The 19,895-nt window shown below is 71.1% G+C and carries 20 protein-coding genes and 1 pseudogene; 18 read left to right on the top strand and 3 right to left on the bottom strand.

The genetic code is table 11. The features are described from left to right. Window positions 1-6 precede the first annotated feature (6 nt). The 11 genes from ACIBK6_RS19965 (at window position 7) to ACIBK6_RS19915 (ending at window position 12,563) form a co-directional block, all read left to right on the top strand. Window positions 7-987 (top strand): TauD/TfdA family dioxygenase, encoded by a 981-nt coding sequence (locus tag ACIBK6_RS19965; protein ID WP_399052598.1) that lies wholly within the window; start codon window positions 7-9, stop codon window positions 985-987. 57 nt (window positions 988-1,044) lie between these two features. After that, entirely contained in the window at window positions 1,045-2,304 is a 1,260-nt protein-coding gene (locus ACIBK6_RS19960; RefSeq protein ID WP_399052597.1) for an MFS transporter, read from the top strand. Window positions 2,305-2,349: 45 nt separating this feature from the next. Next, on the top strand, window positions 2,350-3,522 hold the full coding sequence (locus tag ACIBK6_RS19955; protein ID WP_399052596.1) for a cytochrome P450: 1,173 nt from the start codon (window positions 2,350-2,352) through the stop codon (window positions 3,520-3,522). Between the two features lie 46 nt (window positions 3,523-3,568). Next, window positions 3,569-4,384: an ArsR/SmtB family transcription factor gene (locus tag ACIBK6_RS19950; protein WP_399052595.1), complete on the top strand. Its 816-nt coding sequence runs from the start codon at window positions 3,569-3,571 to the stop codon at window positions 4,382-4,384. Window positions 4,385-4,476: 92 nt separating this feature from the next. After that, window positions 4,477-5,241, top strand: a complete 765-nt coding sequence (locus tag ACIBK6_RS19945; protein ID WP_399052594.1) for a thioesterase II family protein — start codon at window positions 4,477-4,479, stop codon at window positions 5,239-5,241. 130 nt (window positions 5,242-5,371) lie between these two features. Continuing rightward, the gene (locus ACIBK6_RS19940) at window positions 5,372-6,715 is read left to right on the top strand and encodes a glycosyltransferase 87 family protein (protein WP_399052593.1); all 1,344 of its coding nucleotides are present in this window, start codon (window positions 5,372-5,374) and stop codon (window positions 6,713-6,715) included. Further along, window positions 6,712-7,494: an FkbM family methyltransferase gene (locus ACIBK6_RS19935; RefSeq protein WP_399052592.1), complete on the top strand. Its 783-nt coding sequence runs from the start codon at window positions 6,712-6,714 to the stop codon at window positions 7,492-7,494. The genes ACIBK6_RS19940 and ACIBK6_RS19935 overlap by 4 nt, the downstream gene beginning before the upstream one ends. Window positions 7,495-7,660: 166 nt before the next feature. After that, entirely contained in the window at window positions 7,661-8,833 is a 1,173-nt protein-coding gene (locus ACIBK6_RS19930) for a glycosyltransferase family 4 protein (RefSeq protein ID WP_399052591.1), read from the top strand. A 161-nt stretch (window positions 8,834-8,994) separates the two neighbouring features. Beyond that, window positions 8,995-9,741: an ABC transporter ATP-binding protein gene (locus ACIBK6_RS19925; RefSeq protein WP_399052590.1), complete on the top strand. Its 747-nt coding sequence runs from the start codon at window positions 8,995-8,997 to the stop codon at window positions 9,739-9,741. Next, window positions 9,741-11,726 (top strand): FtsX-like permease family protein, encoded by a 1,986-nt coding sequence (locus ACIBK6_RS19920; protein ID WP_399052589.1) that lies wholly within the window; start codon window positions 9,741-9,743, stop codon window positions 11,724-11,726. The genes ACIBK6_RS19925 and ACIBK6_RS19920 overlap by 1 nt, the downstream gene beginning before the upstream one ends. Before the next feature lie 156 nt (window positions 11,727-11,882). Beyond that, window positions 11,883-12,563 (top strand): response regulator, encoded by a 681-nt coding sequence (locus ACIBK6_RS19915; protein WP_399052588.1) that lies wholly within the window; start codon window positions 11,883-11,885, stop codon window positions 12,561-12,563. A gap of 7 nt (window positions 12,564-12,570) precedes the next feature. On the opposite strand, the gene ACIBK6_RS19910 is transcribed toward ACIBK6_RS19915, so the two are convergent. After that, complete coding sequence (locus tag ACIBK6_RS19910) at window positions 12,571-13,563, bottom strand: GlxA family transcriptional regulator (protein WP_399052587.1); 993 nt, start codon at window positions 13,561-13,563, stop codon at window positions 12,571-12,573. 187 nt (window positions 13,564-13,750) lie between these two features. Here ACIBK6_RS19910 and ACIBK6_RS19905 point away from each other — a divergent pair. The 5 genes and pseudogenes from ACIBK6_RS19905 to ACIBK6_RS19885 form a co-directional block, all read left to right on the top strand. Next, window positions 13,751-13,939: pseudogene (locus tag ACIBK6_RS19905) on the top strand (cysteine hydrolase); the annotation flags it as partial. Between the two features lie 107 nt (window positions 13,940-14,046). Next, on the top strand, window positions 14,047-14,436 hold the full coding sequence (locus ACIBK6_RS19900) for a cell division protein SepF (protein WP_399052586.1): 390 nt from the start codon (window positions 14,047-14,049) through the stop codon (window positions 14,434-14,436). 134 nt (window positions 14,437-14,570) lie between these two features. Beyond that, a complete protein-coding gene (locus ACIBK6_RS19895) occupies window positions 14,571-15,728 on the top strand; it encodes an AAA family ATPase (protein ID WP_399052585.1) in 1,158 nt (385 codons plus the stop codon). Then, window positions 15,725-16,105 carry a nucleotide pyrophosphohydrolase gene (locus tag ACIBK6_RS19890; protein WP_399052584.1) on the top strand — a complete coding sequence of 127 codons (381 nt, stop codon included), beginning with the start codon at window positions 15,725-15,727 and terminating at the stop codon, window positions 16,103-16,105. Before ACIBK6_RS19895 ends, ACIBK6_RS19890 begins: the two co-directional genes overlap by 4 nt. A 126-nt stretch (window positions 16,106-16,231) precedes the next feature. Further along, window positions 16,232-16,699, top strand: coding sequence for a DUF6099 family protein (locus ACIBK6_RS19885; RefSeq protein WP_399052583.1), 468 nt, complete (start codon window positions 16,232-16,234; stop codon window positions 16,697-16,699). 86 nt (window positions 16,700-16,785) lie between these two features. Here the strand turns inward: ACIBK6_RS19885 and ACIBK6_RS19880 are convergent, their stop codons facing one another. Together ACIBK6_RS19880 and ACIBK6_RS19875 are read right to left on the bottom strand one after the other, a co-directional pair. Next, window positions 16,786-17,430 carry a dihydrofolate reductase family protein gene (locus ACIBK6_RS19880; RefSeq protein ID WP_399052582.1) on the bottom strand — a complete coding sequence of 215 codons (645 nt, stop codon included), beginning with the start codon at window positions 17,428-17,430 and terminating at the stop codon, window positions 16,786-16,788. Window positions 17,431-17,513: 83 nt separating this feature from the next. Continuing rightward, window positions 17,514-17,726, bottom strand: a complete 213-nt coding sequence (locus ACIBK6_RS19875; protein ID WP_399052581.1) for a hypothetical protein — start codon at window positions 17,724-17,726, stop codon at window positions 17,514-17,516. Window positions 17,727-17,975: 249 nt separating this feature from the next. On the opposite strand from ACIBK6_RS19875, the gene ACIBK6_RS19870 reads away from it, so the two are divergent. Together ACIBK6_RS19870 and mmuM are read left to right on the top strand one after the other, a co-directional pair. Beyond that, window positions 17,976-18,905 carry an LLM class F420-dependent oxidoreductase gene (locus tag ACIBK6_RS19870; RefSeq protein WP_399052580.1) on the top strand — a complete coding sequence of 310 codons (930 nt, stop codon included), beginning with the start codon at window positions 17,976-17,978 and terminating at the stop codon, window positions 18,903-18,905. A 2-nt stretch (window positions 18,906-18,907) separates the two neighbouring features. Then, entirely contained in the window at window positions 18,908-19,894 is a 987-nt protein-coding gene (gene mmuM / locus ACIBK6_RS19865) for a homocysteine S-methyltransferase (RefSeq protein WP_399052579.1), read from the top strand. The last annotated feature ends 1 nt before the right edge of the window (window position 19,895 follow it).

Genomic DNA, 19,895 nt, shown 5'->3' with positions numbered 1-19,895 from the left:
CCTCTCGTGGCCCGGTACGTCCTCCACCATGACGAAACGCTGGCGACAGCGGACATCGCCGATCGATTCCTGGCGAGCCACCCCACCTGGGAGCCGCTGAACCAGGCCGAGCAGATCAGGGCCGAGGCGGAGAAACTTCCCCTGGGCATACGGCAGTTCCTCGCGGCCTCCCGGGCCGCCGAGGAAGCCGTCATCCGGGTGGCCAACCTCCCCCTGAGCGACAACCTCGCCCCGACGCCGCCGAGTTGGCAGGTCGCCGAGAAGGAGGGCGCCGCCGTCCGCGAGGAACTGGTCCTGCTCCTGATCGCCTCGCTGCTCGGCGACCCGTTCGCCTGGCAGAACCAGCAGAACGGCCGGCTCGTCCACGACGTCTGCCCTTCCAAGGGCCATGAGGCGTCACTGACCAGCGCGAGCAGCGAAACCCAGCTGACCCTGCACACCGAAGACGTCTTCCACACCTGCCGCGGCGACTACGTGGCGCTCATGTGCCTGCGCAACCCCGACGGGGTGGGCACCACCGTGGCGAGCCTGGACGCCGTGACCCTGCCGCAGTCCCTGCGCGAGGTGCTGGAGCAGGACCGCTTCCGGTTCTACCCGGACGACTCGCACGTCCCCGAGCCGGCGACGGCCTCGGGGGAGCGGGCCGGCCTGGACGACCGCGAACACGAGGTGGCGTCGGTGCTCTTCGGCCCCTGGGAGGCCCCGTACCTGCGCATGGACGCGGACTTCACCAGCCCGCTGACCGGGGACACCGAGGCAGGGGCGGCCCTCGTGGAGTGCGCCGAGCTGCTGCGGGCCTCCGCCGAGCGCGTCGTCCTGGAGCCGGGCGAGGCGGGCTTCCTGGACAACTACCGGGTCGTGCACGGCAGGGACGTCTTCACGCCGCGCTACGACGGTACGGACCGCTGGCTCAAGCGCACCAGCATGGTCCGCGATCTGCGCCGCACCTATGTGCACACCCGGTCGCGCTCCCGCGTCCTGGGCTGAGCTGCCCCATTCCGCCCGGCAGGGCCGCCGCCATGGACCACCGACGAAGGAGCAGCCGTGACTCAACCGCACCCCGGTAAACGGGACTTCACCCTCTTGTGGGCGAGCCAGGCGTTCAGCGAGTTCGCCTACAGCACCTCCCTGATCGTCCTGCCGCTCCTTGTCCTCACGATCACCGGCTCGCCCAGCGAGGCCGGCCTGGTCGGGTTCGCCGATGCCGTGGCCATCCTGGCGGCCGGCCTGCCGGCCGGTGCCATCGCCGACCGCTACGACCGCAGAGCGGTCCTGCTGTGGTGCGAGGCCGTACTGGTGTTGATCTTCGGGGCCATGGCGGTGATGCTGTGGGCCGGGGCCGCGTCGCTGCTCGCGCTGCTGGTCCTGGCCCTGGTCAACGGCGCCGCCACGGCGGTCATGCTGGCCACCGGCGAGGCGATGATCCCGACCCTTGTCGCCCGGGAGAAGGTGTCGGACGCCGTCGCGATGAACTCGGCGCGCACCTACGCCGGTCAGCTCGCCGGGACCTCCGCGGGCGGCTTCCTCCAGGCGGCCAAGAACGCCTTCCCGTTCCTGGCCGGAGCCGTGGCCCACCTCCTCGGCTTCGTCCTGCTGCTGTTCATCAAGCGCCAGCCGGCCGCCCCGCGCCCCGAGACCAAGGGGTGGTCGTCCGGCGACCTGCTGGACGGCATCACCTGGATCAGGACGCAGCCGTTCCTGCGGCTCGGCCTCGGCTTCGCGACGGCGACGAACTTCTTCTACGGAACCGTCTACTTCATCGTCATCGCTTCGGCGAAGACCAGCGGAATGAGCTCCGGTCTCATCGGTGTCATGGCGGCTCTGCTGGGGGTCGGCGGACTGCTCGGCGCCCTGGCCGCGCCGAAGCTCCAGCGCGTACTGACCGGATCGCGCCCGATCTTCCTCGTGCTGTGGCTCTTCGCCGTGCTCACCGTCGCGATCGCGCTGCTGCCCGGCAGCTACACACCGGGCATCCTGCTCGGCATCACGGCCTTCACGGCGCCGACGGCCAGCGCGTACTTCACGACGTACCAGCTGCTGCTCACCCCGGACACCCACCGCGGCCGGGTGATGAGCGTGGCGAACATCTGCAGCTCGGGCGGCGGCGCGATCGCCCCGCTGGCGGGCGGTGTCGTCTACGACCTGTGCGGCCGGCTCGTCAGCCTGCTGATCTGCGGGGCCGTCCTCGGGGTGGTCGCGCTGTGCGCCGTACTGAGCCCGCTGATGCGCAACCCCCCGTCGCCGCACGACGAGCAGCCCGACCAGAACGAGCAGCCGGACCCGGTGGGGAACGCCGCCGCCTGAACGGGCCCCCACCGACCGACCGCCGAAGAAAGAAGACAGGCCACCATGGACTTGGCAAACCCGGATCTCTACACCACTGAGGCGCGCTTCGAGATGTGGCGGGAGCACATGTCGAAGAACGCGAGGATTTGGAGCGAACCGGGAATCTCCCCGAACGGCTTCTGGTCCGTCTTCTCGCACCAGGACTGCAGCGCCGTCCTTTCCCCCAAGGCGCCCTTCACCTCCGAGCACGGCATGATGATCGGCTTCGACGCCGAGAACTCGGACAACTCGGGCGGCCGTATGCTCGTGGTCTCCGACGGAGCCTGGCATTCGGCGTTGAAGCGGCTGATCGGACCGTTCCTTTCCCGGCTGCGGGCACCGGAGTTGAACGCGGTCCTGGAGCGCGAGGTCAAGGAAATCATCAACAGGATGAAGTCCCAGGAGACCACCGATGTCGCGCTGGAGGTCGGGCCCCGGCTTCCGGCGGCCATTGTGTGCGAGGTCATCGGAGTGCCGCTCAGCGACCGGGAGAACCTGATCGAGCTGACCAACCACGCCTTCGGGGGCGAGGAGAGCTCTTTCGACAAGATGTCGCCCGCGCAGGCCCACGCGGAAATCCTCTTCTACTTCCACGAGTTGGTGATGGAGCGCGAGGAGAAGCCGGGTGACGATCTGGTCAGCGCGCTGCTCGCCGACGGCCGGCTTGACGTCGACGACGTGGTCATCAACTGCGACAACGTCCTTATCGGCGGCAACGAGACCACCCGGCACTCGATCACCGGTGTCTTCCACATACTCCAGTCCTTCCCCGACGTCCTGGACAGGATCCACGACGACCCGGATATAATCGATCTTGCTGTCGAGGAGGTCGTCCGGTGGACATCACCGGCTATGCACGTACTTCGCGTGGCCACCGAAGACTGCGTCGTCGGGGATCAGCGAATCAGCAAGGGGGAACCGGTGGTTGCCTGGCTGTCCGCGGCCAATCGCGACGAGCGGGTCTTCGCGGATCCGCACGCATTCCGGCTGGATCGCAAGCCCAACCGCCATCTCGGCTTCGGCACCGGGCCGCACCACTGCCTGGGAGCCGCCCTCGCCCGCATCGAACTGCGCAGCCTGCTAGTCCAGTTGGCCGACCAAGCGCGTTCCGTACGTCCGGCGAGTGACCCGAAGTGGATGCGGTCGAACCTGATCCAGGGCTACAGCGGACTCGGTGTGTCGGTCGACTGGCGCTGATGGGGCGTCATGCGGTGGTGGGATTGATTGAGGGGGAAATTCCATAATGGTCGCGCTACGTCTCACTGTTGAGGATCTGTCCAGGATCCGCTTTATCGGTACTTTAGGCGCCGACTTCGAAACCCGTTTCGCCGAGGCCCGTTTCGCCGAGCCGCAGCAGGACGCCTTCGTCGAGTGGCGGCGGAAGGTGAAGCGGCGGTTGCGCGGCGTGAGTCCCGCCGATGCCTCAGCGGTTACTTCCCGCATCAAGCCGAGACCTCTGACCCCGTCCCCGGCAGGGGGCGACAAGGGTTTCTACACGACCGCGGTGGAGCCCTTCTGGGGGCAGATAAAAAATTACCTGGAGCTGGCTCGCGAGGTATGCGGGCGGACCATTGTGTCGGGCGGCGTGGAGAGCGTGCTCAACAACCTTCATCCCGCGATCAGTTGGGACGCCCCGGTGCTGCGGGTGAATCACGGACCGCACGACCGGGAAATCGCACTCACCGGCAAGGGGCTCGTGCTGGCCCCGTCGCTGTTCGCGGCGAATCCCCTGATGCTGGATTCGAGATCGGGATGGCAGGGGACGCCGACGCTCGTGTACAACGTCATACCGGACGCCGATACCGCCGCCGCGCTCTGGCAGGGCGCGGAGGGCGGGTCCGCCTTGAGCGAACTCCTCGGGCACACCCGGGCGAGCGTTCTGGAGAGCGTACGGGTCCCCAGTTCCACCGGTGAGATATCACGCCGCCTTCATATATCGAATCCATCGGCAAGCAAGCACGTAGGCGTTCTGCGGCGGTCCGGATTTGTGACGACGGAGCGGAAGAACAATTCCGTCGTCCACCGGCTGACTCTGCTGGGCGAAGCGGTTCTCGGCTGAGAACCGGTTCTGGCGCGCAGCCGGTTCTCGGTCTGCAAGTACGTCAGCAAGTACGCCTACACGTACGTCTGCAAGTACGGGGAGATACATCCATGTCCACAACATCCTCATGGCTCGTGACACACCGGCGGAACCCGTCGGCGGACCGGCGTATCGTCTGCTTTCCGCATGCCGGCGGCAGCGCGAGCTTCTTCCGGCCCTGGGCCCAACACCTCGGCCCCGACGTCGAGTTGCAGGCGGTCCAGTACCCCGGCCGGGAGAACCGGCTGGCGGAACCGCTGACGGCCTCGATGCGGGAACTGGCGGCCGGCGCGGCCGAGGCGATCAGTGCCGATCCGGGGCGCGAGACCATCCTGTTCGGCCACAGCATGGGCGCCGCGGTCGCCTACGAGACCCTCCGGCTGCTGGAGTCTGCCGGAACGGCCCGGGTCACCCGCCTGTGCGTGTCCGGGCGGGAGTTGTCGGGCTTCCCCGAGCCGGTCGACGCCGGCCCGCGCGGCGACGACGATCTGATGACGACGATGGCGGACCTCGGCGGTACCCGGTCGGCGGTCCTCGACGATCCGGACCTGCGGGCCATGGTCCTTGACATCATCCGCAACGACTACCACCTCATCGACACCTACCGGCCGGACCCGGAGGCCGCCCCGGTGAGCGCGGAGGTCGTCGCGCTGACCGGGGACCAGGACCCCCAGGTCGATGTGGCCCGGGTCGGGGCGTGGCAGTCGGTCACCACCGGCCCGTTCTCCCTGCGCGTGTTCCCAGGCGGTCACTTCTATCTGACCTCCCATGTCAGGAGCCTGCTGGACGTGGCGACCGCGCGGCGAGGCGATCCGCTTCCCGCCTTCCCTGCCTGAACTGCCCGTCCGGCGAACCCGGTTGGTGCGGCACCGCTGTCCGCGGGCGGGCGGTGGTAGGGGAAACCCGACCAGGAAGTCTCGACCTAGCTCTGATGACCTTGGCGGGCCCGGCGGCTGCAATGGCACGGTGAGATTGCGTCGACTCGAATACCCGGCCACCGCCGCGGCCACCGGATCCGCGGCCCCTCCCGTCCCCTGGTGGAACCGTCGGGAGACGTGGGCCGCGGGGTGGCTGCTCGCCGCCGGGTGGGCCGCCGCCTTCCCCGTGGTCTCCTCGCTCGACACGCACCGGCTCTGGGGAACCAGCGCCGCGCTCGGATACACGGCCGCGGCGGCCGTCTCCTACGGGCTGCCCGGCCCGCGCGCCCGGCGCGCGGCGGTGACCGTCGCGCTGGCGGGTGCGGTGGCGGCGCCCCTACTCTTCCTGGTCCTTACGGGAGGGGCCCAGAGCGAGGTCGACGTGATCGAGCGCTCCGGGCAACTGCTCCTTGAGCAGGGCACCCCCTACCTTCCGTACCCGGACAAGGTCACGGACTACACGCCGTACCTCCCCGCCATGGCACTGCTCGGCATCCCCAAGGCGCTGATGGGCGAGCACAGTTGGGCGGCGAGGCTGCTCGGCGACGCCCGGATCTGGTGCGCGGCGGCGTTCGTCCTGTGCCTGCACGCCGCACGCCTGACGCTCCGGCAGACCGGCGGGCCGGTCCGCCGTACGTCTCGGCCCGAACGAATACCGTACGGAACCGCCGTGGCGGTGCTGATCGCCTCTCCCGTGGTCGCCCTGCCGCTGTGCGTCAGCGGAGTGGACCTCCCGCTGACAGGCCTGTGCTGCCTCGCGCTCGCGTCGGCGGCCCGCGGCCGTCCGGCGGCGGCGGGCCTGGCGCTCGCCGTGGTGTGCTCCCTCAAGTGGACGGCCTGGCCCGCGATCGCGGTGGTCCTGGTGCTGCTCGGCCGGGTGGCGGGCGGCCGGGCGGCCCTGCGGTGCGCGGCCACCGCGGCGGCCGGTGCGACCCTGCTGATCGCGCCGGGCGCACTGCTCTCACCCGCCGCAATGGTCGAGCAGGTGCTGGCCTTCCCGACCGGACGCGGCGATCTGCCGACCCCGGCCGCCAGCCCGCTGCCCGGCCGGCTGCTTGCCGATCTGGGTCCGGCCGGGTGGTACGCGGCGGTCGGGCTGCTGCTCTGCGGGGGGCTCGCCGTCGCCGTATCCCTCGTACGGCGCCCGCCCGCTCGGCTGCGGGCCGCGGCCGACCGGCTGGCGATCGGCCTGCTTGTGGCCTTCGCCCTGGCGCCCGCCGGACGCTTCGGCTATCTCACCCTGCCCATCGTGCTCATGGCGTGGGCCCGGACGGCCGACCCGAGCGAACCGGTTCCCAGCCTGCCGGTACGCGGCGCCCGGCCCGACCGCACCGCCCTCGTGGTCCCGTCCCGAGGCCCGTACGCCCCCGCCGGTACAGGAGGAATGCGATGACCGACCCGTCCCCGTCCCGGCCGCGCCACCCGGGCCGGATCCCCGGCCGGACCGGCAGGCGCGCCACGGGTGTGGCCGCCGCCCTGCGCTGGGCGGCTCCCCGCTGCTCCTTCGTGGAGGAAGAGGTCGCCGGCCTCGGCGAGTTCGTCGCGTCCGGAGACGTCTGCCTGGACGTCGGCGCCGAATACGGGCTCTACACCTGGACGCTGGCCGCCCTGGCCGGGCCCTCGGGGCGGGTGCACAGCGTCGAACCCCTGCCCGGTCCGGCCCGCCTACTGCGCACCGGCGCCCGCCTCCTGGGCTGCGGCAACGTCACCGTCCACCGCACCGCCCTCGGGGCCCGCCCCGGGCACGGCACCCTGAGCCTGCCGCGGCGCCGGGGACTGCCGGTGCACGGCCGCGCCTTTCTGACCCAGGGCGCCTCCGGGCCCGGCCCCAACACTGAGTTCCGCACCTCCCGGCCGGTCCGCACCCCGGTCCAGACGCTGGACCAACTGGTGCGCCGGGAGGGCATCGAGAAGCTCCGCTTCGTGAAGGCCGACGTCGAGGGCGCCGAACTCGCCGTCCTGACCGGAGCGCAGGAGGTACTGCGCCGCTGCCGGCCGACGCTGCTCCTGGAGATCGAGAGCAGGCACCTGGACAAGTACGGCGCGCGGCCCGCCGACATCGTCAGCCATCTCCAGGGCTTCGGATACGGCCTGCACCGCCGGCACCGAGGGCGCTGGGCCGAAACCACCCGCATCACGGACGACTGCCGCAACTACCTGTTCGTCTCGTAGGCCCATGTCCGGCGGACCTGTGCCGGCAGGCGCCATGCGGGCAGGCCCCCTGTCCGACCGGCCGATGTCGGCAGGCCCCATGTCCGGCGACCCCCTGTCCGACCGGCCCCGTACCCGGCAGTCAAGACCATCCACACCGAAGCCACCGAAGGCAGCGACGGCACCCATGAGCACCACTCTCGTCATCACCAACGACTTCCCGCCCCGCCAGGGCGGCATCGAGACCTTCGTCCACGCGCTGGCCAGCCGCATACCCGGCAACGACGTGGTGGTCTACACCTCGAACGAGCCGGGGGCCGCCGAGTACGACGCCACCCTGCCGTTCCCCGTGATCCGGGAGTCCACCCGCACCCTGCTGCCGACCCGCCGCATCACCCGCAGAGCGATCGCGATCGCCCGCGAACACGGCTGCGACCGGGTCTGGTTCGGCGCGGCGGCGCCGCTCGCCCACATGGCCACCGACCTGCGCCGGGCCGGTATCCGCAGGACCGTCGCCACCACCCACGGCCACGAGATCTGGTGGGCGCGCACCCCCGGGGCGCGCCAGGTCATGCGGCGCATGGGCGACAGCGTGGACGTGGTGACCTACCTCGGGCAGTACACCCGGTCCCGGATCGCGCCCGCCCTCGGACCGCGGGCCCGGCTGAGCCGGCTCGTACCGGGAGTCGACCCCGCGGACTTCCGGCCCGACCTCCCCGCGCGGCGCGTCCAGGAGCTCCGCGACCAGTACGGCCTCAGCGGCAGGAAGGTCATCCTGTGCGCCTCGCGCCTGGTGCCGCGCAAGGGGCAGGACACCCTCATCCGCGCGCTGCCGCTCATCCAACGAGCCGTACCGGGGGCGGTGTTGGTGATCGTCGGCCAGGGCTCGCACGAGCGGCGGCTGCGCGCGCTGGCCCGCAAACACACCGCGGCGGGCTCCGTCGTCTTCGCGGGCGGCAAGGACCACACCGAAATGCCCGCCTTCTACGCCGCGGCGGACGTCTTCGCCATGCCGTGCCGCACCCGGCGCGCCGGACTGGAGGCGGAGGGCCTGGGCATCGTCTTCCTGGAGGCCGCGGCCAGCGGACTGCCGGTGATCGTCGGCGACTCCGGCGGCGCGCCCGACACCGTGCTCGAAGGGCGGACCGGGCACGTGGTCGACGGCACCGACGTCGCGGCCGTCGCCCGGTCCATCGCGCTGACCCTGCTGTCGCCGGACCGGTCCGCGATGGGCGCCGCCGGACGCGAATGGGTCGAACGGCAGTGGTCCTGGGACGTCTCGGCCCGCCGCCTGACGCAGCTGCTCGACCCCGACCTCGACCTCGACCGGCTGCCCGAGCCGGACGTACGCCTGCGCTGACGCGGGCGTACGGGCCCCGCCTCCGACGGTCTTCACGCCCCTCCGGTTCGGCCGATGGTAGGGAAAACCCTCCCGCGAAGACTCCTCACAGGCCCACTGTCCTGCGGCTTCGCCCGTGCTGGACTGGACGTATCACCTTCGACCCCACCGAGGATCCACCGATGCCACTGCTCACCGACATCCAGCTACCGGCGACCCAGATGGTCTCCGTCTCCAAGAGCTACCCCGGCGCGGCGGGGCCGGTGCCGGTGCTGCGGGAGGTCACGGTGGGGTTCCCGGCGAGGTCGATGACCGCGATCATGGGCCCGTCCGGCGCGGGCAAGACGACCCTGCTGCACTGCGCCGCCGGCCTTGACCGCCCCACCAGCGGACAGGTGCTCCTGGGCGAGACCGACCTGGGCGGCTGCGACGAGCAGCAGCTGACGCTGATCCGGCGCAGCCGCATCGGCTTCGTCTTCCAGCAGTTCAACCTGCTGCCCATGCTGACGGCGTACGAGAACGTCGCGTTGCCGCTGCGGCTGAACGGCGTCCGGCCGCAGCGCGCGGTCGTCCTGGAGGCACTGCGGCAGGTGGGTCTGGAGGACAAGGCGGGGCGGCGCCCCGCGCAGCTCTCCGGCGGCCAGCAGCAGCGGGTGGCTATCGCCAGGACCCTGGTGGCCCAGCCCGAGATCGTCTACGCCGACGAACCGACCGGATCGCTCGACCGGCAGACCGGCCGGCAGATCATGGCGCTGCTGCGGGACGTGGTGGACCGGGCCGGCCGGACTGTGGTGATGGTGACCCACGACCCGGTGGCGGCGGCATGGGCGGACCGGGTGGTCTTCCTGTACGACGGCCAGACCGTGGACAAGATCGACAACCCGACGGCCGAGCAGGTCGCGGCCCGTCTCGGTCAGTGGGAGTCCTGATGTGGCGGCTTTCCGTACGCTCGGTACGGCACTACTGGGCGCTGTTCGCGGGCACCTTCATCGCGCTGGCCCTCGGGGTCGCGCTCATCGGGGTGTCGGCCGCCGCGCTCACCGCGACCTGGAACGTGCCGCGGCCCGCGGGCTCGGCCGGCTCCTCCATCACCCTCAAGGACGGTGAGGGCGCGAGCCACACCCTGATCACCGGCGCCCCCGACATGGGCGGGATCCAGACCGTCCTGGTGCTGGCCGCCGTCATCTCCGCCTTCGTCACGATCTTCGTCATCGCCGGAACCGGCGCGTTCAGCGTCGCCCTGCGCCGCCGGGACATGGGACTGCTGCGGCTGGTCGGCGCGGGCGGGCGGCAGGTACGGCGCATGGTGATCGGCGAGTCGGTGGCGGTGGCGGTACCGGCCACCCTGGTCGGCTGCGCGGTGGCGGCCCTCGCCACACCTTCGGCGGTGAGCGGGCTCAACGGCACCGGTCTGTCGCCCGTCGACATGCGGACCGGGTCTCTCGGCGGCCCGCTGCTGATCGCCGCCGCCTGCGGTTTCCTCATCGCCGTACTCGGCGCGACGGCCGCCTCCCGGCAGGCCGCGCGCACCGGTCCCGCCGAGGCACTGCGCGAGGCCGATCTGGACGCCCGGGCGATGACCGCCGGACGCGGGACGGCGGGCTTCCTGCTGCTCGCCGGCGGCGCCGTGATGCTCGTGCTGGCTCCGAACGCGGGCGCGGAGGCGGCCACCCCGCTGGCGCTCTTCGGCCCGATGGGTCTCACCCTGGCGGCGGCGCTGCTCGGCCCGCTGTATCTCCCGGCGCTGATCAGGCTGTTGACGGCCGGGGTGAAGCGGACGCAGTCGGTCGCCGGCCTCCTGGCGGTGGAAGCGGTGATCACATCCAGGCGCCGGACCGCCTCACTGGTCGGCCCGGTCCTCGTCATCGTGGCCATCGTCGGCACCTTCACCTCGGTGCTCGCCAGCACCGGCGCCACCACCACCGCCGACGACCGGCAGCGCACCGTGGGCCAGTTGGTGGTGGAGCCACTCTCGCCGGGCGAGGGCCTGAGCCAGAGCGTACTGACCAAACTGCGCGAACAGCCCGGTGTGCGTGCCGTATCGGCGCCCGCCGCGCTGGACGTCGCGGTGGCCGGGCCGTACTCGGCATGGCAGGACGACGCCGCCGTCGCCGATGTGCCGGACCTGGCCCGTACCCACCGGATCAGCGCGCCGCAAGGCAGCGTCCGGGCGCTCGCCCCGGGCACGGTCGCGGTCTCCAAGGAGTTCTCCGACTGGTACGCCGTCCACGCGGGCGACCGCCTCACCTACGGGCGCTTCGGCGGCGATCCGGTCACCGCCGAGGTGACGGCCGTGCTGGACGGCGGCTCGGCGGTGCCGCACCTGGTCCTGCCGCCCGGCACGAGCGGAGCGGCGGCGCCCGAGCGGGCCACGGTCCTGCTCGACGCGGCGCGGGCCGGTGCCATCGGCGCGACGGCGGCCCAGCTGAACGGCGAACTGCGGGACGCCGGCGCCAAGGTGACCCCCACCGCGGACTGGTTCGGCCACTCCACCAGTGACCAGGACCGGCTCAACAAACTCGTGGTGCTCGTACTGATCGGACCCGCCTCGGTGTACGCGCTGATCGCGGTGGCCGGCACCCTGGTCATGTCCTACAGCAGGCGGGGCCGGGAGATCGCCGGGATGCGCATGGTCGGCGTCAGCGAGCGGCAACTGCGCCGGATGGCCCTGTGGGAGACCGTGACCACCACCGTGCTCGGAGCGGGCCTCGCCGCCGTCGTGATCACCCTCGGCCTGTGGGCGTACCGGGGCGCGCTGAAGGCGGCGTACGGAACGGTCGACATCAGTGTCCCGTGGACCGTTCTCGCCGGTCTGGTCGCCGCGTGTCTGGCGGTCGCCGTCGCCGTCGCCGTCTCGGCGACCCGGCGCCTGGCGGGCCGGGGCGCGATCGCGATGCTCAACGAAAGGCAATGAAGCCGAGGTTGGGGTGGTATACGGACCACGCTCGCCTATGCTGATCACCTGCACACCCCACCAGCCCGAACACTACGTGCTGAACCCTTGCCCCCCAGCCGTCGTTCGTCCGGTTCAGTCCCTCCGCTGGGCCGACTTCAGTACTCAGGAGTCGCCATGCGCGTGGCATTGGCCGAAGATTCCGCCCTGTTGAGGGTGGGGATGGCGCGGTTGCTGGCGGACGAGGGGATCGAGGTGGTCGCCTCACTGGGCGACGCCGAGAACATCCTCCAGGTGGTCCGCGAACTGGCCCCCGATGTGGCGATCATGGACGTCCGGATGCCCCCCACCTATACCGACGAGGGCATCCGAGCGGCCCGCGCGGTCCAGGAGTCCTGTCCGGACACGGCGGTGCTGGTGCTGTCCCAGTACATCGAGCACACCTACGCGGAAGAGCTCCTGCGCAACGCGCCCGCCGGCTCCGGCTACCTGCTGAAACAGCGGGTCGGCGACTTCGACGAGTTCCTCTGTGCCCTCAAGCGGGTGGCCAAGGGCGAAACCGTACTGGACTCCGAGATATTCAAGCAGTTCGTCGGAAACTCCCGAGAGCGCCGCGCCACCGACCTCCTCACCTGCCGCGAACGCCAGGTCCTCGAACTCGTCGCGACCGGCCTGACCAACAGCGGCATCGTCAACCGCCTGGGCATCTCCGAACGCGCCGTGGAGAAGCACGTCACCTCCATCCTGGGCAAGTTGCAGATCCCCGCGTCGGGGGAGAACCACCGTCGCGTACTGGCCGTACTCGACTACCTGCGCGGCATGGAACGAGACCGCGGAGCCGAGGCGCCCACCCACTAGAAACGCGTCACCCGGCCCCGGACCGGAAGCGGCGGCGGTACTCCGCGGGCGTCGTGCCGAGTCTCCGGCGGAATGCCCGGAGCAGGGTGTCGGTCGTGCCGAACCCGCAGATGGACACGATGCGTTCGAGGGTGGCATCGGTGGATTCGAGTTGGTGGCGCGCCCTTTCGACGCGGACCGACTCGATGTAGGCGCTCGGGGGCATGCCGAGTTCGGCCTTGAAGATCCGGGTGAGCTGGCGCTCGCTGACGTGGGCGTACGCGGCGAGATCCGCGACGGTTAGCTGGTCGCCGATGCTGCGCAGGATGTGGTGACGGAGGTCCTCGACGCGCCGTGTCGTGGAGACGGGTTCGAGGGGAACGCTGAACTGGCTCTGCCCGCTCGGCCGTTTCAGATACATCACGAGTTGCCGGGCGACGCGCAGGGCGACCAGCTCGCCGAAGTCCTCGGCGACCAGGGCGAGTGACAGGTCGAGGCAGGCGCTGATCCCCGCGCCGGTCCACACGTCGCCCGAGCGGATGAAGATCGGGTCGGCGTCGACCTCGATCGGGGGGTGGTCGGCGGCCAGTTGGTGCGCGGTCGACCAGTGGGTGGTGGCGCGCTTGCCGTCGAGCAGTCCCGCGGCGGCGAGGATGTGGGCCCCGACGCATACGGACGTGACCCGTCGTGCCCCACCGGCGAGTGTCCTCACCCAGCCGACCACAGCGGGGTCGGTGAGGGCGTGTACGCGGCGCTGGTCGTCGACCTCCACCGCCCCGGGCACCAGGAGCGTGTCGATGCTTCTCGTGTGCGCCTCGCGGAAGGTGGTGTCGGGGAGGATGCGTACGCCGGCCGATGTGGTGACGGGGTCCATGGTCTCGGCGGCCAGGACGACGCGGTAGCCCGACGCGTCGTCCGTCTCGCGCCGCAGCAGGGAGAACACCTCGGGCGGCCCCGTGACGTCGAGCAGGTCGACCCCCTCGAAGAGGACGATCACGACGAGTCGTTCGAGCGTGCTCATGGGTCTCCCACGCGGTGGCCGGTGCCTGGTCGGGCGACAGAGATGTCTGAATCTGCAGGTTAGATGACATTGCCGACACTGTCCGGCGCGCCGTAGCTTCGAAGCGCGGCCCCCGACGCGGGTGAGCCGCGAAACCCCGCACGCGACCAGCGACCTGCGGTGGTACTTCCATGCCTACGACGACCCCGTGACGTTCACGGCGGAGGGCGCGTTCCTGCGCGGAAACCGGCCCACGGTGGTCGCCGACGCCTGCGCGACGCGCCCCTTGCGGTCGGCGGGCACCGAGCTCGCCGCCGCGCAGATCCACCACGGCGCGCTCGCGACGATCGCCGACCTGTACGGGGTCGTCGTACCGTCGCAGAGGTCCCTGATCTGAGGATGAGTCATAGCCGACACCCGGACAGCCGTGTTGAAGTTGGGCTGAACGGGTGAGCGGCGTCATCATGGCCGGATGCAGATACAGCACATGGGTGAGGTGGTCCGGTGAGCAGGTACGACGTCACCGACGAACAGTGGGAGGGGCTCGCCCAGGTCGTTCCGCTGCGCAGCCGCAACGAATGGCCCTCCAGGGTCGACCACAACACCATCCCCGGCGACTACGCGACCGTCGAACAGCGGCGCTTCGTCGTCCTGCGGGTCCAGATCTTCGCCGACGCCCGCGAAGTGGCCGAATACCTCATGGCGCAGATCCCGGTCCTCCTCGACCTGACCGGCGCCGACCCCGAAGTCGCCAAGCGGATCCTGGACTTCAGTACCGGTGTCGTCTTCGGGCTCGGCAGCGGGATGCACCGCGTCGACCGCAACGTCTTCCTGCTGGCCCCGGTCGGCACCGAAGTGGAAGGCATCGCCGCGGCGGCCGTCCCGCAACCCTGAACCGGCGCCCCACGCGCCCACCGATCCACCGCCTCGCCCAGAACCGTCCCGCAGCGCTGTGCCGTCCCTCGTTCGTAGGAAGGTCAGGGCGGCGGAACGGTTCGTCAGTTTTCGGGCTGCGTACGGTCCCTGCCATGACCACCATCAGTGACCGAACCGGCCGGCCCGACCGACCCACCGTCACCGAACTCCGGCTGTCCGCCTTCAGGAAACACCGCGGCGCCACCGTCCCGCTCGGCCCCCTGACCCTGGTCACCGGGTCCAGCGGCAGCGGCAAGACGAGCATCCTGGAAGCATTCGAAGCCCTCGCCCGACTCGGCTCCGGCGCCTCTCTCGGATCCGTGTTCCGCGACCCGGTGGGCTGCGTGCCCGAAGGGGCCGGGGCCGACGCCCAGGGGAGACGCGGATTCCGCATCGGCTGCACCGTCGACGGACCCGCGGGCCCCGTCCGCCTCGACCTCGCCGTCCAGGCCGAACCGGAACTCCGCGTCGTCGGCGAACGTTTGACCAGCGAGGGGCAGACGCTCCTCAGCACGGCGCTGCGCGACCCCGGCCGCTCCACCGTCCAGGCCGCCTGGCACACCGCCGGCGCGGTCCCGGTCACCCGCGCCCCGCTCCCCGACGACCGGCTCGGCACCGCGCTGCTGCCGCTGCGCGTCGCCGGCAAGACGGAAGGGCAACTGCGCGTCCTGGCCGCCGCCGAACAGGTCGTCGTCGCCCTGCGCTCCGTGTTCGCCTGCGACCCCCAGCCGCAGCGCATGCGCGAACATGTCGTCCCCGCCCAGGGAAACAGCGACGGCCGGCTCCGGCGCGGCTGCGACAACCTCGCCGAAGTCCTGCTCCGCACCCGCGCCGAATGCGGCATCCGGCACGGCCTGCTGGTCACCGCCGCCCGCGCCGGCTGCGTCGGACCCGTCACCGGCCTGGCGGCCGAAGAGCTCGCCGACGGTACGTTACGAGCCGTCCTCGCCCGCGGCGGCAGCCGGCACGGCACCCCCGTCGGCAGGCTCGGCGAAGGCGAACTGCGCTACCTCGCCCTGGCCCTCGTCCTGCTCACCGGACCCGGCGTCCTCGCCGTCGACACCGTCGCCGAAGTGCCCCCGGCCATGCAGACCCTCGCCGTCCTCGCCGACGGCCTCGACCGCGGCCTCGACCCACGCCAGACCCGCGAACTCCTCACCCTCGCCGGGTCGATGTGCGCCCGCGGCCACATCCGGCTGCTGGCCGCCGTCGGGCACCCGGCGGGCGCCCGCGAAGCCCAGGGGGCGACGGTGGTAGACCTGGGGCCGTGACCGAACTCGACGTACCGGCCCTGCAGCGCAGACTCGCCGCCTTCGCCGCCGCCCGCAACTGGGAGCCGTACCACACCCCGAAGAACCTCGCCGCCGCGCTCAGCGTCGAGGCGTCCGAACTGCTCGAAATCTTCCAGTGGCTCACCCCCGAGCAGTCGGACCGCGTGATGACCGACCCCGACAAGGCCCACCGCGTCACCGACGAGGTCGCCGACGTCCTCGCCTATCTGCTCCAACTCTGCGAAGTACTCGGCATCGACGCGCTCGCGGCCCTCGCCGCCAAGATCGACCGCAATGAACTCCGTTTCCCCGTCCCGGAACCGCCGAAGACCCCCCACAACCACCCGACGGACACGGAGAGTCACTCATCTGAGTGACCGAGATATTCACAAACAGCTTGCTGTGCACAGAATTCCGATTTCCTCTGGCTTTCCGGGCTACTCAAGCTCACGCTAGGTAGTGGATGCGACGGCCGTGGTCCATCGCAGGAACGGGGACATCGGATGGATGCAGTACGGCTCGTGAAAGTCGGCCAACACGCGCTGGCCCAGAGCCGGTCAGCGCCCGACATCGTGGCCGAGGCCTGGCAGGCACAGGCCCTCGCGCAGGCGATCGGCGGCCACCTCGCGGCCACCGGCCCGCCAGAACTGAGAGGAGAAGCACGCGGCCTCGGCGAAGCCGGCGGCCGGGGCTGCGCCGTCCTCGACCACCCCGGGATGCGGATCGGCGGTATCCGGGCCGCCCAGCTGTCCGAAGTGGCCGACCCCGCAGGCGCGTTGACCGCACTGGGCGGACTCCTCGGCGACGTCGCCATGGCCCTCGTCTCCGTGGCCTGCGCCACGGACGAGGAGGGACTGTACTGGCAGTGCATGGAGGCGATCGACGCCGCCGACGAGTCGAGCGACCGGGTACGCGGAATGCTGCGCCGGCTCACCATACGGGAGCAGGAAAGACAGGAGAGATCGGCCTGAGCACTCCGCGACTCGACGGCCGGCCCGCCATGAACGGCGCCGCGCGGCGGGATGCGCCGCCGTAGCAGGGCCGTGGCGGACCCTGGTTACTTCCGCCAGAACAGGTGGTGCGTCACGCCGCTCGCGCTGGGCACGATGTCGAGGTGGAAGCGGTCGAGCAGTTCGTCGGGTGACTCCCAGAGTCGTACCCCGGACCCGAGCTTCACCGGCGAGACGGCCACATGCATGGTGTCCACGAGGTCGGCGTCGAGGAACTCCCGGATGGTGGTGGCGCCGCCGCCGAGCCGGACGTCCTTGCCCTGGGCGGCTTCCCGTGCCAGTTCGAGGACCGTGGCCGGGTCGCCGTCCACGAAGTGGAATGTGGTGTCGGAGAGCGTGAACGAGGGACGCTTGTGGTGGGTCATGACGAACACCGGGGTGTGGAACGGGGGCTCGGCACCCCACCAGCCGCGCCAGTCATGGTCCTGCCAGGGCCCGCGCTGGGGCCCGAACTTGTTGCGGCCCATGATCTCGGCGCCGATATTGCGTGCGAAGTCTCGCGTGAGGTAGTCGTCAAGGCCTCGGCTCCCCCCGGGGTCGGTGCGCATGGGCCAGCTCGCCGTGGCTCCGGCCCAGGCGAACAGCTCCCCGGGATTGGCGTGGCCGAACGGTCTCTCAAGGCTCTGGTCCTCGCCGGCACCGAATCCGTCACGCGAGACAGTGAAGTTCTGGACTCTCAGCAGCTGATCCACGTGTTTCCTCCTGCGTTGCTTGTCGACGACGGTGAGACTGTCCGGGCCGGGAAAACTCATCGCCAACTGGCAGCAACGGCAGCTCAGTCGGCCCGCTCGGCCCGCTCGGCGCTGTTCGGTGCGCGGTCGGCGGTGGACTGCAGATCCGCGTCGAGCTGCGTCAGATCGGCGTTCAGCGCCGCCATCAGCTCTTCCATCTGCTGCAACAGCCCCCTCGGCGCACCCTTCTGCTCGGGCGCGGACTGCGCCGCCGACTGCTGCGGCGCAGTCCGCTCCGGCACGGCTTCCTGGGACATCGCGGCCTCCTCGGCCCAAGCCCTCCCGCAGGGCGGGCCGGGCGGAAAATCGATCGACGCGCCGGGCAGGGCCGCCGAGGCGCGGGCCGGGCGGTCCGGCTCCCCCCGAGCCAACGACCACTCGTCGTGAACGTCACCGGTCAGGGCGGCCGCGCCCCGCCGGACCGGCGAATGTTCACCCGACCGGGCAGCCTTGGGAGGAGTGGTGGAGAGGGGGTTGACGGTGGTCCGACGGTGCAGGATGGAGGCATGGATCTTCGAATCTTCACCGAGCCCCAGCAGGGCGCCGGCTACGACACCCTCCTGACCGTCGCCAAGGCCACCGAAGACCTCGGCTTCGACGCCTTCTTCCGCTCCGACCACTATCTGAGCATGGGATCCGCCGACGGGCTTCCCGGCCCCACCGACGCCTGGATCACCCTCGCCGGACTCGCCCGCGAGACCAAGCGGATCCGGCTCGGCACCCTGATGACGGCCGGCACCTTCCGGCTGCCGGGCGTGCTCGCCATCCAGGTCGCCCAGGTCGACCAGATGTCGGGCGGCCGGGTCGAACTCGGCCTGGGCGCAGGCTGGTTCGAAGACGAGCACAAGGCGTACGGCATCCCCTTCCCCAAGGAGAAATTCGCCAGGCTGGAGGAGCAGCTGGCCATCATCACCGGCCTCTGGGCCACCGAGGTGGGCCAGACGTTCACCCACCAGGGCACCTACTACCAGCTCAGTGACTCGCCCGCGCTGCCCAAGCCGGCCCAGGCCAACGTGCCCGTCCTGATCGGCGGACACGGGGCGACCCGCACGCCGAGGCTGGCCGCGCGGTACGCCGACGAATTCAACATCCCGTTCGCCTCCATCGAGGACAGCGAGCGGCAGTTCACCCGGGTGAGGACGGCCGCCGAAGCCGCCGGACGCGGCGCCGACGACCTCGTGTACTCCAACGCGCTGGTGGTCTGCGTCGGCAAGGACGACGCCCAGGTGGCCCGCCGGGCCGCCGCCATCGGACGCGAGGTGGAGGAGCTCAAGGCCAACGGACTCGCGGGTTCGCCCGCCGAAGTCGTGGAGAAGATCGGCAAGTACGAGGCCATCGGATCCTCCCGGATCTACCTCCAGCTGCTCGACCTGGACGATCTCGACCAGCTGGAGCTGATCTCCTCGCAGGTGCTGCCGCAGCTGAGCGGAGCCTGACCGTGCGCCCCGCCCGGACCCTCGCCGCGGCCCTCGCGCAGGGCATCGTCGTCCTCGACGGCGGGCTCTCCAACCAACTGGAGGCCCAGGGCTGCGACTTGAGCGACGCACTGTGGTCGGCCCGGCTGCTCGCGGACGACCCGCAGCAGATCCGGGCCGCGCACGCGGCATACGTACGGGCGGGCGCCCAGGTCCTGACCACGGCCAGCTATCAGGCCACCTTCGAAGGATTCGCCCGCCGAGGGCTGAGCCACGGCGAGGCGGAAGTCCTGCTGGCCAGAAGCGTCGAACTGGCCCGTGTGGCAGGGGACTTGGCGGAGGAGGTGCGCGCGGGCGTCGGACCGCAGGGCCTGGGCGAGGGGCCGGGGGGAGCCCTCCAAAGCCCCGCCGTGTCGCCGGACCCACTCCGCGAAATCTGGGTCGCGGCCTCCATCGGCCCCTACGGCGCCTTCCTGGCCGACGGCAGTGAGTACCGGGGGCGGTACGGGCTGAGCGTCCGTGAGCTGGAGCGGTTCCACCGGCCGCGCATCGAGGCGCTGGCGGCGGCCGGGCCCGATGTGCTCGCGCTGGAGACGGTGCCGGATGTCGATGAGGCGGAGGCGCTGCTGCGGGCGGTGGAGGGGTGCGGGGTGCCGGTGTGGCTCTCGTACAGCATCGCGGGCGGGCGTACCCGGGCCGGTCAGGAGCTGGCTGCGGCGTTCGGGCTCGCGGCCGGCCACGACCAGGTGATCGCGGTCGGTGTGAACTGCTGCGCCCCCGCCGACGCCGACCGGGCGGTGCCGCTCGCGGCGTCGGTCACGGGCAAGCCGGTGGTGGTCTACCCGAACAGCGGCGAGCGGTGGGATGCGGCGCGGCGGGGCTGGGTGGGCGCCGGAACGTTCGATCCCGGCCGGCTGCGGGACTGGCGCTCGGCAGGGGCCAGGCTGGTCGGCGGGTGCTGCCGGGTGGGACCGGCGGAGATCGCCCGGCTCGCGGCGCAGCGGCAGTAGC

The sequence above is a fragment of the Streptomyces sp. NPDC050485 genome, assembly GCF_044458185.1.
GTDB lineage: Bacteria > Actinomycetota > Actinomycetes > Streptomycetales > Streptomycetaceae > Streptomyces.
This window is presented reverse-complemented; position numbering and strand designations above follow the sequence as displayed.

What these genes read in the sequence shown, in the direction of transcription:
- ACIBK6_RS19955 (WP_399052596.1), top strand. Translation starts at nt 2,350, where the DNA reads ATGGACTTGGCAAACCCGGATCTCTACACCACTGAGGCGCGCTTCGAG.
- ACIBK6_RS19910 (WP_399052587.1), bottom strand. Translation starts at nt 13,563, where the DNA reads ATGAGCACGCTCGAACGACTCGTCGTGATCGTCCTCTTCGAGGGGGTC.
- ACIBK6_RS19895 (WP_399052585.1), top strand. Translation starts at nt 14,571, where the DNA reads ATGACCACCATCAGTGACCGAACCGGCCGGCCCGACCGACCCACCGTC.
- ACIBK6_RS19925 (WP_399052590.1), top strand. Translation starts at nt 8,995, where the DNA reads ATGCCACTGCTCACCGACATCCAGCTACCGGCGACCCAGATGGTCTCC.
- ACIBK6_RS19920 (WP_399052589.1), top strand. Translation starts at nt 9,741, where the DNA reads ATGTGGCGGCTTTCCGTACGCTCGGTACGGCACTACTGGGCGCTGTTC.
- ACIBK6_RS19945 (WP_399052594.1), top strand. Translation starts at nt 4,477, where the DNA reads ATGTCCACAACATCCTCATGGCTCGTGACACACCGGCGGAACCCGTCG.
- ACIBK6_RS19935 (WP_399052592.1), top strand. Translation starts at nt 6,712, where the DNA reads ATGACCGACCCGTCCCCGTCCCGGCCGCGCCACCCGGGCCGGATCCCC.
- ACIBK6_RS19950 (WP_399052595.1), top strand. Translation starts at nt 3,569, where the DNA reads ATGGTCGCGCTACGTCTCACTGTTGAGGATCTGTCCAGGATCCGCTTT.
- ACIBK6_RS19885 (WP_399052583.1), top strand. Translation starts at nt 16,232, where the DNA reads ATGGATGCAGTACGGCTCGTGAAAGTCGGCCAACACGCGCTGGCCCAG.
- ACIBK6_RS19875 (WP_399052581.1), bottom strand. Translation starts at nt 17,726, where the DNA reads ATGTCCCAGGAAGCCGTGCCGGAGCGGACTGCGCCGCAGCAGTCGGCG.
- ACIBK6_RS19915 (WP_399052588.1), top strand. Translation starts at nt 11,883, where the DNA reads ATGCGCGTGGCATTGGCCGAAGATTCCGCCCTGTTGAGGGTGGGGATG.
- ACIBK6_RS19930 (WP_399052591.1), top strand. Translation starts at nt 7,661, where the DNA reads ATGAGCACCACTCTCGTCATCACCAACGACTTCCCGCCCCGCCAGGGC.
- ACIBK6_RS19870 (WP_399052580.1), top strand. Translation starts at nt 17,976, where the DNA reads ATGGATCTTCGAATCTTCACCGAGCCCCAGCAGGGCGCCGGCTACGAC.